11 protein-coding genes are annotated in these 15,071 nt (G+C 29.3%); 4 read left to right on the top strand and 7 right to left on the bottom strand.

All coding sequences use genetic code 11. The features are described from left to right. Positions 1–25: 25 nt before the first annotated feature. Entirely contained in the window at positions 26–1,942 is a 1,917-nt protein-coding gene (locus Q6H37_RS21330; protein ID WP_318736385.1) for an ABC-F family ATP-binding cassette domain-containing protein, read from the bottom strand. Between the two features lie 194 nt (positions 1,943–2,136). Here Q6H37_RS21330 and Q6H37_RS21325 point away from each other — a divergent pair, with 194 nt between their 5' ends. The 4 genes from Q6H37_RS21325 (at position 2,137) to Q6H37_RS21310 (ending at position 8,183) form a co-directional block, all read left to right on the top strand. Beyond that, entirely contained in the window at positions 2,137–4,584 is a 2,448-nt protein-coding gene (locus Q6H37_RS21325) for a VIT and VWA domain-containing protein (protein ID WP_318736383.1), read from the top strand. A gap of 271 nt (positions 4,585–4,855) precedes the next feature. Continuing rightward, the gene (locus Q6H37_RS21320; RefSeq protein ID WP_318736380.1) at positions 4,856–5,581 is read left to right on the top strand and encodes an ABC transporter ATP-binding protein; all 726 of its coding nucleotides are present in this window, start codon (positions 4,856–4,858) and stop codon (positions 5,579–5,581) included. After that, positions 5,574–7,238 carry a putative ABC transporter permease subunit gene (locus tag Q6H37_RS21315; RefSeq protein WP_318736378.1) on the top strand — a complete coding sequence of 555 codons (1,665 nt, stop codon included), beginning with the start codon at positions 5,574–5,576 and terminating at the stop codon, positions 7,236–7,238. The genes Q6H37_RS21320 and Q6H37_RS21315 overlap by 8 nt, the downstream gene beginning before the upstream one ends. 90 nt (positions 7,239–7,328) lie before the next feature. Beyond that, a complete protein-coding gene (locus Q6H37_RS21310; RefSeq protein WP_318736375.1) occupies positions 7,329–8,183 on the top strand; it encodes a 4Fe-4S binding protein in 855 nt (284 codons plus the stop codon). 78 nt (positions 8,184–8,261) lie between these two features. Here the strand turns inward: Q6H37_RS21310 and Q6H37_RS21305 are convergent, their stop codons facing one another. The 6 genes from Q6H37_RS21305 to tenA all read right to left on the bottom strand — a co-directional run bounded on the left by Q6H37_RS21305 (position 8,262) and on the right by tenA (position 15,029). After that, complete coding sequence (locus Q6H37_RS21305) at positions 8,262–10,049, bottom strand: ATP-dependent metallopeptidase FtsH/Yme1/Tma family protein (protein ID WP_318736373.1); 1,788 nt, start codon at positions 10,047–10,049, stop codon at positions 8,262–8,264. Positions 10,050–10,462: 413 nt separating this feature from the next. After that, positions 10,463–11,638 (bottom strand): M20 family metallopeptidase, encoded by a 1,176-nt coding sequence (locus Q6H37_RS21300; RefSeq protein WP_318736370.1) that lies wholly within the window; start codon positions 11,636–11,638, stop codon positions 10,463–10,465. Between the two features lie 219 nt (positions 11,639–11,857). Beyond that, a complete protein-coding gene (locus Q6H37_RS21295; RefSeq protein WP_318736367.1) occupies positions 11,858–12,874 on the bottom strand; it encodes an ABC transporter substrate-binding protein in 1,017 nt (338 codons plus the stop codon). After that, complete coding sequence (locus Q6H37_RS21290) at positions 12,871–13,614, bottom strand: ABC transporter permease (protein WP_318736362.1); 744 nt, start codon at positions 13,612–13,614, stop codon at positions 12,871–12,873. The genes Q6H37_RS21295 and Q6H37_RS21290 overlap by 4 nt, the downstream gene beginning before the upstream one ends. Continuing rightward, complete coding sequence (locus Q6H37_RS21285) at positions 13,611–14,363, bottom strand: ABC transporter ATP-binding protein (RefSeq protein ID WP_318736359.1); 753 nt, start codon at positions 14,361–14,363, stop codon at positions 13,611–13,613. The genes Q6H37_RS21290 and Q6H37_RS21285 overlap by 4 nt, the downstream gene beginning before the upstream one ends. A 6-nt stretch (positions 14,364–14,369) precedes the next feature. Next, on the bottom strand, positions 14,370–15,029 hold the full coding sequence (gene tenA / locus Q6H37_RS21280; RefSeq protein WP_318736357.1) for a thiaminase II: 660 nt from the start codon (positions 15,027–15,029) through the stop codon (positions 14,370–14,372). Positions 15,030–15,071 lie beyond the last annotated feature (42 nt).

The raw sequence follows: 15,071 nt of genomic DNA, 5'->3' as shown, positions 1-15,071 counted from the left end.
AAAAAAGTGCTAAAGGTCAAGGAGGTTAATCCTGACATTTAGCACTTTCTATTTTTTCTGCTAGTTCGCTTAAGTAAGTCCATCTATCCAACAAATAATCAAGTTTTTCTTGTAATTCTTTCTTTTCCTCGAAAAGCTTTTGAAGAAGTTCATAATCGCTGCCAGCAGAGTTTATCTTTGAATCAACAACTTGTATTTTATTTTCTACATCTGCAATAACATCATCTATTTCATCAAATTCTTTTTGCTCTTTATAGGAAAATTTTAAAGGTTTATTTTTATTTTCTTTGTAGTTTGATTTAATATCTTTTTTACTTGGTTCCTTTATTTCTTCTTCCTGTTTTTCAATTTCACATTTATCCATGTATTCAGTATAATTTCCTGTATAATAATCTATGGGAGAATTGCCTTTAAAAATTAGGAGCTTTTTAAAAGCCTTATCTAAAAAGTACCTATCATGAGATACAGCTATAACTGTTCCTGAAAAGTCTTCCAAATAATCTTCCAAAACGGTAAGAGTTTCTATGTCCAAATCATTAGTAGGTTCGTCAAGCATTAAAACATTAGGGGCACTCATAAGTACTCTAAGTAGTTGAAGTCTTCTTTTTTCACCACCAGAAAGCTTTGAAATAGGTGTCCATTGCATTTCTGGAGTAAATAAAAATCTTTCTAGCATAGTAGCAGCACTTAAGGTTTCACCATCTGATGCTTTTAAAAATTCTCCAACTTCTTTTATATATTCTATAACTCTCAAACTCTCATTCATTTCTTTATTTTCTTGGGAAAAGTACCCTATCTTTACTGTTTCACCAATGCGAACTTCTCCAAAATCAGGTTTGATTATACCTGCACAGATATTTAAAAATGTAGACTTACCAATACCATTTGGTCCAATTATGCCCACTCTATCATTATTGGAAAATATATAGCTAAAATTATCTATTATCTTTTTATTTTCAAAGGATTTATTTATATTTTCCAGTTCTATAACTTTTTTACCCAGCCTAGTACTTGCAGAAGATATTTGTACCTTATCACTGGCTTTATCAAATTCAGTATTTTTAATTTCCTCAAATCTTTGAATTCTTGCTTTTTGTTTGGTGCTTCTAGCTTTTGCACCCCTTCTTATCCAAGCCAATTCTCTGCGGAAAAGATTCTTGCGTTTATCTTCTAAAGCATTGTTTAGTTCTTCTCTTTCGGATTTTTTTTCTAAGAAAGTACTATAATTTCCAGCGTAGCTATAGAGATTTCCATTGCTTATTTCTAAAATTCTATTAGTAACCCTATCTAAAAAGTATCTATCATGAGTAATCATAAGTAGAGCACCTTTTCTATTGTTCAAGTAATTTTCAAGCCAAGCTACAGTATCATTATCAATATGATTAGTAGGTTCATCTAGAATCAATAAATTTGAAGGTGTTATAAGAGCACCAGCTAAAGCTATTCTCTTTTTTTGACCTCCAGAAAGAGTTGCTACCTTTGCATCAAAATCAAAAATGTTAAGCTTGGTAAGTATAGTTTTAGCATCACTTTCTATTTGCCATGCATTTAAACTATCAATTTTAGCAGTTAAATCCAAAAGCTTTTTTTGTCTATGTTCATCATTAGGATTTTTCTCTAAAGATTTAAGTGTATTTTCATATTCTCTTAGAACCTTCATTAATGGAGAATCGCCTCTAAATACTTGTTCTAGCACTGTGGCATTTTCATCGAAGGATGTGTTTTGAGAAAGATAATTTACTGTTAAGGTATTTGAAGTTATTATGTTTCCACTATCATAATTTTCTGCTCCAGCAGTAATTTTTAATAATGTGGATTTACCTGTACCATTTATACCTATAACGCCTATCTTTTCTCCTTCATTTATGCCTAAAGATATATTATTTAGAATGATTTTTTCACCATAGCTTTTGCATATATTTTCTAAAGATATTAAGTTCATTTAATTCACATATCCTTTCTAGCTATTTTCACAACACTATTTAGTATATTAGCAAAAAGCCTTTTTTTCAACAATACTAAAAATATTATTTAAAAATAGAATTTTATGAAGGATATTATTTTTTTTTATGGAATAAAATAATATATATATCTATGGATTAAAATGCAAAAATTATAGATAAGGGAGGGTTGTCCATGGGGTATAGTATGAAGGAGATTAAAGGAAATTGTGAAGAGATGATATTAAAGAAAGTTAGCATAAATGGTAACATTTGTGGGGAATATGCAGAAATATCCATAAACCAAGTGTATGAAAATAAAAGTAAAGGTGACATAGAAGGAGTGTATGTTTTTCCAATACCTAAAACTGCTATAATATCAGGGTTTGAAGCAGAGATAGGAGGAAAGACTCTAAAAACTATAGTAGAGGAAAAAGAAAAGGCAATTAAAATTTATGAAAATGCTAAGAATAGAGGAGACAACACTGTATTTTTAGAAGAATTGAAGCCTCATGTTTTTAAAATAGCTGTAGGAAAAATCGTAAGTGGTGAAACAGTTAAAATAAAATTATCTTATATAGATGAGCTTCAGTATAAAGATAAGAAGTTTAAGCTTACAATTCCAGCAATATATGAACCAACAAAAATGGATGAGAATTCAAAGCTTAATAATTTGAAGAATACTTTAGTAAACAAAATTGTAAAGAAAAAATCAGAAGATAGTGAATTCCAATTTAAAACTAATATTATAGTAGAGTCTTTATGTAAATTAGATTTTGAATCTCCTTATCATAAGTTAAAAGTGGAAAGAGAAGGGGATACTGTAGCTAAAATTAATTTACAAGATGATTATGAAGCTATGGATAAGGATTTCATACTTATTATGAAAGAAAAAGATCCTTTAGAAGCTGATGGCATGATTTATGAATACAAAGAAAATGGGGAGGATAGAAGAGTAGTCTATCTCAGAATGATCCCTAAGCTGGATGACTATGAAATGGAGGATAAAGAAAGTTATGTTTTCCTTATAGACATTTCAGATACTATGAAAGGCGATAAGTTAGAACAGGCTAAAAATGCACTTCAAATGTGTATAAGAAATCTTGAAGAAGGGGATACCTTTGACATTATTGCAATGGGAGAAACTTTAAAGTATTTTTGGGATGAGGGAATGGCCGAATTTAATTCTGAAACTTTAAAAAAAGCATCTCAGTGGATAGAAAATTTGACTACAGAGGATGATGCAGATATATTTGGAGCCATAAAATACAGTCTTGAAAATGAAGGCGGTCATAATACCATATTGATTTTCACTGATGATGAAGTTGAAGAAGAAGATGAAATACTAGATTATGTAAGGGAAAACTTAGGAGACAATAGAATATTTACTTTTGGCTTTGATTCAGAAACCAATAATTATTTTTTGAACAAATTAGCTCATGAGAGCTTTGGAAAAGCTGAGTTTATAAATAAGGGTCGAAGAATAGAAGATGTAGTATTAAGACAATTCAAGAGAATCCAAAACCCAGAAGTGGATGATATACAAATAGATTGGGGAAATATGAAGGTTCAATCAACTTATCCAAGAACTATAGATTATATGTATAACAGAGAAGCTTTTTCTATTTTTGCCTATGTTATAGGTGAAGTAAGTGATGAAATAGTTATAAGTGGAGAAGTTGGTGATAAGGATTATATAAGAAAAGTAGATTTAGATAATTTTAATACAGAGGATAACGCTAACTTACTAAAAAAAATGTGGGCAAGAAAGAGAATTAAATCCATTGAGATGAATATGAAGTCACAGCGTGGAGACGTAAAGGAAGCTATGAGACAAAAAGTAATAGAACTATCTAAAAAGAATGGATTAATAAGCCCTGAAACTACATTCATTTTTATGGAACTTAGAGAAGAACCAGTACTGGGTATAGAACTTAAGAACATAATTCCAATTAGTGTTAAGGAAATAACTCTATCAGATGAATTTGAAGAGGAAAATTTTGATGTGGAAGATAAGACAGGATTTTTGTATAAAACATATGAAGGAACAATAGTGGAAGAAAAAATCCAAAAATTAAAAGGCGATAATTTATATCTAAATAGTAAATATCCTAGAAAGAAGCTTTTGAGAATAATTGCTAAGAATCAATTTGCAGAGGGAGCTTTTGTTGATTATGAGGACAGCAGCACAGAGGATAAGGTAGAAACCACTGCTATGGTATTGATGGCATTTATTTTAGGAGATGAAGATATAGACATATATTTCAATCAACTAAATAAATCTGTAGAATTTATATGTAATAAGTGTGTTGATGAAGATTTTGAACTTGAAGGTCGAGTTGGAAAGATGATAATTTTAGCCTTAGAGCAAGCTATACAAAATGGAATACTAAAGGAAAAAAATGCTCATAAAGCTGAAAAAGCTTTAGAGTATTTATATGATTTATTGAATAAAAGAGAAAGTGCTAAGGAAATGTTAAATAATCTTATAGAGTGTTCCTTAAAGAAAAATGTGGCTTCACTTTTTACAATAAGTGAAGATGGAAGCTGTATAAATGAAAAAATAGTAATTAGCGAAGAAAGAAATTCTATTTTTAATATGGCTAAATTAGCAATCCTTATGGTTTTAAAGAATATGGATTAATGAACACGGATTATTAAAAAATGTTTTTTAGCTAATTAAAAAAAACATAGGATTAAAGCCTTATGAAATGATCCTCTAGAATAGATAATTTATAAAAATCTATTTTAGAGGATTTTTATATTTTTGTATAAAAAAGCATATTGTAAGGAACATTGAAATTAAATAATATTAGATTTAAGAAAAATATTATATAAAGGTTATTGCATTGTAGTTATAATTGTTATATATTATATATAACAATTATAATTTAATTAGTGTGGAGGAAAAAGAAATGATAGAATTAAAAGCTTTAAATAAGAGCTACAATGGAAATATAAAGGCAGTAGATAATTTGAATTTAACTATACCTGATGGACAGATATTTGGATTTTTAGGTCCTAATGGAGCAGGTAAAACCACTACTATAAAGATGATTACAGGTATTATAAATGCCAACAGTGGAAATGTATTTATAAATAATATAAATATAAAAGAAAATTCCATAAAAGCTAAAAAGCAATTTGGATTTGTTCCAGATAATCCAGATATATTTTTAAGGCTTAAAGGTATAGAATATTTAAATTTTATGGCTGACATTTATGAAGTGGATAGTAAGGAAAGAATAGATAGAATAAAAAGTTTATCTGAAAGATTTGAAATGGATAAGGCACTAAAGGATCAAATACAGAGCTATTCTCATGGTATGAGACAAAAAATAGTTATAATGGGAGCTTTAATTCATGATCCTTCTGTATGGATATTGGATGAGCCTATGACAGGTCTTGATCCAAAATCATCCTTTACCCTAAAAGAAATGATGAGGGAGCATGCAGATAAAGGTAATACAGTATTTTTTTCAACTCATGTATTGGAAGTAGCAGAAAAAATATGTGATAGGTTTGCCATTATAAATAAAGGTAAAATTATGTTTAACGGTACTTTTAAAGAGCTTAAGGAAGGATTTAAGGAAAATGAATCCTTGGAAAATATATTTTTGGAGATGACACAAAATGAGTAAATATATAATTTTAACAAAAGCTCTCTTGAAAAATGGAAATGGATTATTAAATGACGATAAAAAGAAAAAAATAAAAGCTATTGCAATAGCAGCTACCATTATTGCAGCTTGCATACCAACTATAATAGCATTTATTTATTTTATTGAAAGTGCTTATGATATGCTTTATAAGATAAATCAACAAGGGCTAATTTTTACTGTAGGTATAAATTTTACTTTCATTTTTATATTCTTTTTTGCCATATTTTATTCTTTAAATGTAATGTATTTTTCAAAGGATATAGAAAATTTATTGCCACTGCCATTAAAACCATGGCATATAATAGCTTCAAAATTCACCATAACGCTGTTATATGAGTATCTTACTGAAACAGCCATATTATTACCTTTGTTTATAATATATGGCTTAAAAGGGCATATGGGAGCTATATATTATGTGTATTCTGTAATACTATTTTTAACTATACCTATCATACCATTAAGTATGGCCAGCATTTTGAATGTATTGATTATGAGATTTACTAATATGGGAAACCACAAAGATTTATTAAAAATTATAGGTGGGATTTTAGCTATGGTTTTGGCTATAGTTTTTAATATGAAGATGCAAAAGCTAGGAACGTCAGGAATGAATCAGCAGCAAATATTGAATATGTTAAGTGAAGGAAATAACTCTTTAGTTGGTATTTCAAGTAAGGTATTTCCAGGGGTTTCTGAAGCTGTTAAAGCCATAGTATTTAGTGGAAGTTTTATAGGTTTAAAAAATATAATAGTATTTTTAATGATAACCTTATGTACTTTATCTATATTTTTAATATCGGGAGAAAAGTTATATTTTAAAGGAGTAATAGGAATTTCAGAAGCACCTTCTGCAAGAAGAAAATTGAATAATAAAGATCTACAAAAAGTATCACGAAAAAGTTCACCTATTAAATCATTAGTGGTTAAGGAGTTAAAAATACTGTTTAGAACACCTATATATTTTATGAATTGTATTATTATGAATTTTTTATGGCCAGTATTTTTGTTAATACCATTTTTTACTGAACCAGAAATTTTTAAAAACTTTAAAAGATTAGTGCCTATAATTAATGATACAAAGTGGATTGGGATAATTATTATAATATCGCTAGCAGCAGGAATATTTATAACTTCAAGTAACCTTATAACTTCTACAGCTATATCTAGAGAAGGAAGTAACTTATTTGTAAGCAAATACATTGCTGTAGGTTATGATGTTCAATTAATAGCTAAAGTTTTGTCAGGAGCAATTATGGGAATGGTAGGCATAGTAGCTATGCTTCTAGTGGTATTATTTTTAATGAAATTACCATTGTATATGATTCTTATAGTTTTTGTATCATCAATACCTGGAATTTTATTTTCAGCTATGCTCGGAATAATGATTGATGTTGCCTTTCCAAAATTAAATTGGGACAATGAAGTAAAGGCTGTAAAACAAAATTTTAATGGATTTATAGCCATTATGGTTGGAATTGGTGTAAGTGTACTTATGGCAATTGCTGCTATAAACCTTAGTTTTGATAAGTTTGTAATGAGTATCATTGCAATTCTATTATTTTTAATTATAGACTGTATTTTATATAAAATCATTGTAACTAAGGGCGTAAGTTTATTTAGAAACATTGAAGTTTAATAAAAAATTAATGCTTATTGTGTACATTTTAATTTTTGTAATAAACTGTTATAATTTTATTTATAATGAGTTGTAATGGAGGAGTTAGGTATGAACAAGGAACAATTAGCACAGTTAAAGCTTGAAGGATTTATAAATCAAAGAGATACTAAATATTTTACATTAAGGATTATAGCTGTATCAGGAATTATGTCATCATCTGAAATGAACAATGTTTTAAGTATTGCCAATATATATGGAAGAGGATATATAAGCTTTACCACTCGATTAGGAATTGAAATTCCTTGGATAAGGGAAGAAGATATAGAAAGTGTAAAAGAGGATTTAAAAGCATTTAATTTAAGAGCTGGCGGCACTGGAAAAAAAGTAAGACCTATTGTTTCATGCAAGGGTACAGTATGTACTCATGGATTAATAGATACACAAAAATTATGTGCCCAGTTGCATAAAAAATATTTTGCACATGATTTACCAGCTAAATTTAAAATAGGTATAGTAGGATGTCCAAATAATTGTGCTAAAACACAATTAAATGACCTTGGATTTATGGGACAAAGACTCCCTAAATTTGAAGAGAGTAAATGTAAAGCTTGTGGAGCCTGTGTAAATGTATGTAAAGCTGGTGCCTTGGATAAAGTAGATGATAAAACAAAATTTAATGAAGAAAAATGCTTAGGCTGTGGTAAATGTATCAGTGCTTGTCATTTTGAGGCTATGGAAACTAAAAAAGAAGGAGTAGCAGTATTTTTAGGTGGTAAGTTTGGTAGAAAATATAAAATTGGGGACAAGCTTCAAGCTGTATTTGCATTAGATGAAATAGAAGAAGTAACACAAAAGGTTATGGATTATTATGCTGAAAATGGTAATAGCGGCGAGAGATTTGGCGACATGATAGATAGAATAGGAATACAAAATTTAAAAGCTCAATTGCTAAATAAACTTTAGTTATAAAATGGAGGAGGAGACATCTGAAATACATGTATTTATGTGCTTTAGACATCTCCTTTTTATGTTAGTAAAGATTTAACTTGCTATTAGTACTTCAAGATCATGTTCATCTATAATTTCATTTTCTAGAAGTTTTTCGGCAATTAGCTGAAGCTTATTCTTATTATCAATTATATAATTTAAAGTTGAGTTGTAGATTTTGTCTAAAATTTGTTTTGTTTCCCTCAATATCAGTTCATTTCCTAAGGATATTTCTTTATCATCTAAACAAACAAGACCCAGCTTTTCACTCATTCCATATTTGGCTATTAAGGTTACTACCATTTTAGTTGCTCTTTGTAAATCATTAGCAGCACCACCTGTTATGTTTTCTTTACCAAATATTATTTCTTCAGAAGCTCTTCCACCTAATAATTCACTTACTTTATTCAAAATTTCCTTTTTTGTCTGAAACATTTTTTCATTTGGATTTATTATAGTGTATCCAGCAGCTCCCTTTGTAGTAGGAATTATAGATACTTTAGGCACACTTGATTTATTTAATAATTTAGCTATTAAAGCATGTCCGGCTTCATGGTATGCAGTTATTCTTTTTTCAGCATCTGATATATTGGACCTGTCTTTTTTTTCATCTCCAGCTATTATTTTATTCATAGCTTTGTCTATGTGATTTAAAGTTATTTCACTACAGTTTTCTTTAATAGCATATATAGATGCTTCATTTATTACGTTTGCTAAATCTGCCCCACTCATGTAAACTGTCTGCTTAGCTATTTGAAATAAATCCACAGAAGGAGATAAGGGTTTATTTTTTGAATGAACCTTTAATATTTTATATCTTGCATTTAAATCTGGAAGACCAACCATTACATGTCTATCAAATCTTCCTGCACGAAGCAGTGCATCGTCCAGCATATCAAGTCTATTAGTTGCGGCAACAACTATGACATTTTCCTTATCATTAAATCCGTCCATTTCTACTAATAATTGATTCAAGGTTTTTGCATCTTCACTTGTATCTTTGCCTGATCCTCTTTTTCCTCCAATTGCATCTATTTCATCTATAAATATTATTGCAGGAGAATTTTTTCTAGCTTTATTAAATAGTTTTCTTACTCTTGAAGCACCCACTCCTACGTATTTTTCTATAAAATATGAACCACTGGTTGGTATGAATTCAGAGCCTGTTTCACCTGCTAAAGCCTTGGCTAAAAGAGTTTTTCCGGTTCCAGGAGGACCATAAAGAATTATACCTTTAGGAATTTTAGCACCAAAATCTTCGAATTTTTTAGGGTCCTTTAAGAATTCAATTATATCTTGCATATTTTCCTTGGCTTCTTCACTACCAGCTACATCGCTAAATCTTATTTTAACGTCCTTTGATTCTTCAAATTCTACAGAATCCCTGTGCAAGTCAGCAGAAAGAGTTTTTTTACTATAAAAGTTTGTAAGTAATCTAACAATAAATAGTAATACTATAGCAAAAGCAATGGAGCTCAATATTTTAGAGTAGGAGTTAGAAGATTCAACAATTTTCACTTTATGTTCCATTAGGTACTGCCTAAATTCAGGATTTTTAGGATTTTCAAAAGTGAAGGTTTTTTTAGTTTTATCTTCTGCTATAAGGATAAAGTCACTTTCATTATAATAAACAGTTTGTATTTTCCCGGTTTCTACTAAAGTTTTAAATGAGTTTATACCTACATCGGCATCTGTATAATTGAATGCCATAGTACTTTGCAATTGTCTTAAGTTGTTTTTATAATCGGGGCTAGATTTTGAAGCAAGTAAATAGACACCAACCATCAATGGTATTATAAAAATTAGTATAGCAACGTACTGTTGTAAATTTTCACGTTTCATTAATAATATCCCCTTTCTAAAATTATTTTCAATAACAATTGTTACTTGAATAAAAGTTTATATAATCAAAAATTAAATTTTAGTATGTTTTTTTAACAATTTATTAAAAAAATACTGATGTATTTATTAAAATAATAATATTTTAAACAATATTATTAAAAAAGTCAATTCTTAAAATTTGCATTTTTCACTTTTATACAAGAATAAGCATAATTACATTCAAAATACTATAGTTAAAGTTGAAAAATTATAATAAATGGAATTTAATGAAGTGAATAATTCAATTTAAATATAAAAAGCTATGAATATGGTTTAAAAGAATATTTATAAAATAAACAGTAAATTTCTAAAATTACTTGTTTCTATTCATATTCTTTTAATACTTAATTCATAGCTTTTAGTATTTTATGAGATTATTTTAAATGCTCATCTAGATTTAGTATGCATGCAATTACAAGTTTTGCTCTTTCAAATAAAGATTCTACGGTGGCATATTCTCTAGGAGTATGATTCCACTCACCCTTAACTCCTATGGCGCATAGTGTTGGAACACCAGCAGTAACTATGTAGGATGCGTCAGAACCACCACCTGTTGTTTTAGAGTATATATCTCCAAGACCAATTTCTGAAGAAGTTTTTTTGGCAAATTCAAATAATTTCATAACATCATCGGTGGTTTCCATAGGAGGCATATAACTTTTTACTTTAAGTTTGCTTTTTGTACCTTCTATATATGTTTTTGATGCAATGCTTTGTAGAGTATTTTCAATACTTGACTTTTCACTTACTTTTGTATATCTGACATCTATTTCAATTTTGGCATAGTCAGGAATAGCATTTGGTACAGTACCGCCAGTGATGGTTCCAACATTAAAGGTGGTACCATTTTTAAAATTATTTAAATTTTGTATGTCTATTATTTTATATGCCATTTCTTGAATTGCACTTCTTCCTTTTTCAGGTGAATTACCTGCATGTGCAGAAATACCTTCTATTTCTAAACTAAATTCAGCAACGCCTTTTCGTCCTACGATTACTCCATTGTCAAGAAATCCAGTTTCAAAATTGAAGGCAGCTCCAAATCCTTTTGATTCATTGATAAATAATTCATTGCATTTAGAATTGCAATGACCAGTTTCTTCGTCACCTGAAATTATAACTTTTATAGGACGTTCATTATATCCAATGGAATTTAGAGCCTTAATAACATAAATAGCAATTATAATACCACCCTTCATATCTAGAACTCCTGGTCCATAAATTTTATCATTTTCTATTTTAAAAGGCATATTTTCTAGGGTGCCTTTTTTAAAAACTGTATCCATATGACCAGAAAGGATAACTCCTTTTTTACATTTGTTTGATCCTGATTCTGCAACGATGGAATTCCCAGAGTTTTTATATTCAACTATTCTTGTATTCATTCCAATTCTAGAAAGTATTTCTTTCAATTTTTGAGCCAAGTTATCTACTGAATCTTTATTTCGAGTGTCACTTTCTGTATTTACAAGTTCTTTCAGTAAACATAACATTTCATCTTTATGAAGGTCTATAAATTCAAAAGCCTTCCTTCTTTGTTGTAGTGCCATTTTAAATTCCTCCCTGTACATTTTATATGTGTTGAAAATAAATATTGAAATTAATATTAAATTATAGTTGAAAAAATTAATATTTACAAATAATAATTTTTAAAATTTATATTTTAATGTTTTGAAAATAAAATAATGTGTTGAATTAAATTGAAATAACAAAAGAAAGAGATGCTAAAATGAATAAATGTACATTTTAAACATCTCTTTCTTTAATATTTATTTTAAGTCGTTAATATTTACAAAACAATCTTCAGCCTTTGGTTTCTGTTTTATAAGACCTTTTTGATATAACCAATTTATGTGATCTTCCCAAACCTTCTTATTTTGAGTTAAAAATGGTTCTTCTTTTGAATCCATTTTTGGAAGTAGTGTGCTCATACTTTCCTTTTCAACTGCCTCTACAAGAGGAAAGTTTTCCTTTTGTTGATTATTCATTAAAATTTTTAATGCTTTGTCTGGATTTTGCTTCATAAATTCAAATCCTTTTTGTGAAGCTTTCATAAATTTTTTTAGAGTTTCAGGTTTTTCTTTTATTGTTTTGTCACTAGCTACAAAAATTTCTTCATAATAATTAGGAACTCCATATTTTGATGGGTCAAAATAATTTAGTTGATGTCCTTCATGCTTTAAAACAGGGACTTCATGATTTATAAGTCCACCAGTTGTGGCATCAACCTTTTTAGTTGTCATAGAAGAAAGCAGCTCAAAACCTACATCTATAGTTTTTATTGAACTTGGATCTCCTCCATCAGCTTTGATCATAGTTTTAACATATTCTACATTTAAAGGATTTCCTGAAAAACCAATAGTTTTTCCAGCTAGATCCTTTGGAGAGTTTATGTTTTTTTCTTTTAAAGCAATAACCACATTTAAAGGTGTATGAACTATGGCCCCAACGGATTTTATAGGAATGTTTTCATTAGCTCTGGACATTATTATATCAGGTTGATAATAGATTCCTATAGTTGCTTTGTTGGCAGCGGTAAGCGTCAACGGATCTGTTGCATTGGATGGAAATTTAATATGAACATTTAATCCCTGTTCTTTATAATATCCATTTTCTATAGCTGCATATATGAAACTGTGTATTGCATTTGGATACCAATCCAATACTACATCAACATCCTCTAACTTATCAGAATCCTTTTTACTGCTTTGAGTGCCAGCAGAGCAGCCTGTACCTATTAAACATATTAGTACTAATAATAAAGCTAAATACTTAAATTTTTTCACACTTCATTCCTCCATTTTATTAGTTTATTTTCTAAAATATCTATTATAAAAACAAATATTACTGCGATAAGAGATAAAATTACTATAGGTGCAAAGACTCCTGCACCATCTAGTTGAGTCATCATTCTTTTACTAAAGTATCCAAGACCTGATTGAGCTCCAAGCCATTCACTAATGGCAGCACCTATTACGCTAAGTGGTACAGATATTTTTAGTGCTGAAAAAAAATATGGTAATGCTGAAGGCAATTTTAACTTAATAAATATATCTTTTTTGGTAGCTCCATAAGTAATTAATAATTCTTCCATTTCTCTCTTAGTGGACCTAAGTCCATCATATACATTAATTGTAATAGGAAAAAAAGTCATAAGTATGGTTGCCAATACCTTGCTCCATATGCTGTAGCCAAACCAAAGTACAAATATAGGAGCCAAAGCTGTAATTGGTACAGTTTGAGTTACCACCACAAGAGGGTATATTGCATTTTGGATTTTTTCATTTAAACTCATGAGTATGGCCAAGAATACTCCGAAAATCAAGGATATAACAAGTCCTAAAAAAGTAACCCATAGTGTAGCAGGAAGATGTACTGTAAATAAAGGATCCCTTAGTTCCCAAGTTCTTTGTAAAATTTTGCTTGGGGATGGCAATATATACGCTGCATCTATTTTTCGTGCTATAGTTTCCCAAATTAAAAAAAATGAAATTCCTACAATTATTGATGATGTGTATTTTTTCATAGTTCAATCCTCTGTTTCAATTCATTTATAAGTTTTTCTTTTATGTCCAATATTTCTGGTCTGCTTAACATGTGCCTATCTCTTGGATAACTGAGAGGAACTACTACTTCCTTTAGCTGAGTTATAGGTTTTTGGGAAACCACTAATATTTTACTTGATAGAAATAAAGCTTCCTCAACATCATGAGTTATAAATAATATGGTTTTCTTAAACGAAGACCATTGAGTTAGCAGCCATTCTTGCATTGATATTTTAGTTATAGCATCTAAAGCACTGAAAGGCTCATCCAAAAGCATAATTTCAGAACCGGTAAGCAAAGTTCTTATAAATGAAACTCTTTGTTTCATTCCACCTGATAAGTCCTTTGGATATTTATATTTATAACTTCCAAGACCAAAGGTTTCTAAAAATTTTTCTGCTTCCTTCTTAGCTCGTTTGGGGTTATTTTCACGTATTTCAAGTGGAAGTGAAGCATTTTCTAAAATGTTTCTCCAGGGAATTAATAAATCCTTTTGAGGCATATAGCCTATATAACCTTTTAAATTATTAATATCATTGTCATTTATGAAAATGTTTCCAGAATATCCATGCTCTAAACCACAAACAAGCCTGAATATAGTACTTTTTCCGCATCCGCTTGGGCCTATTATACTTATAAAATCTCCTCTATGTACTTTGAAGCTCAAGTTCGCTATAAGAGGAGCTGCATCATTTTCATATTTGAAATTAATATTGCAGAATTTTAACATAAAAAATTACATCTCCTTGTTATAGGCCATGTCCCAAAACATGAGTTCATATTTACTACAGTTTATAAATATTTCTGTTAACCTATCTAATTCTTTCTTTGACAAGTAGTTTCCAAGGTTATCTACTAAATCTAAAAGCCATTGTACTTCTTCCTTATAATTTTCTGAGATATAACCCTTTATCCATTTGCCATAAAATTCATGGTCTAAAGAACCATTAATTTTACTTAAATTTGTAGCAATTTTTAAGTAACTCCATGCGCAGGATAACAATGAAACAGCAACATCTCCCAAAGAGCCTGCTTGAGAAACAGCAAGCATGTAATGTGTATATGAAGTATTGGCAAGTGATGCTTTAGTGTTTTTAACTTCTTCTGATGTAATTCCTAATTCCTCCATATAAGAGCGGTGAATATTCATTTCACCATTTAATATACTATTTACTGTGCTGGAAAAACCCTGCATTACTTCTTCTGTTTCAGCTTTAACTACACCTAAAGCATAAACTTTAGCGTAATCTAATAGGTAAATATAATCTTGTATCATATAAAATTTAAATTTATCTTTATCTAGAGTTCCTTCACCTATTCCCCTAACAAATGGATGTATGTAATAAGAATCCCAAATGTCTTTAACGCTTTTGTATAGGGTATCTGAAAATTTCATTTTAAATCCTCCTCATTATTAAGTTTTGTTGAACTTGTATTT

Source organism: Clostridium sp. JS66, from assembly GCF_033561535.1.
In the GTDB taxonomy this organism is placed as follows: Bacteria; Bacillota; Clostridia; order Clostridiales; family Clostridiaceae; genus Clostridium_AM; species Clostridium_AM carboxidivorans.
Note: the sequence above shows the minus strand (reverse complement) of the source record. Positions and strands in the feature narration are given on the sequence as shown.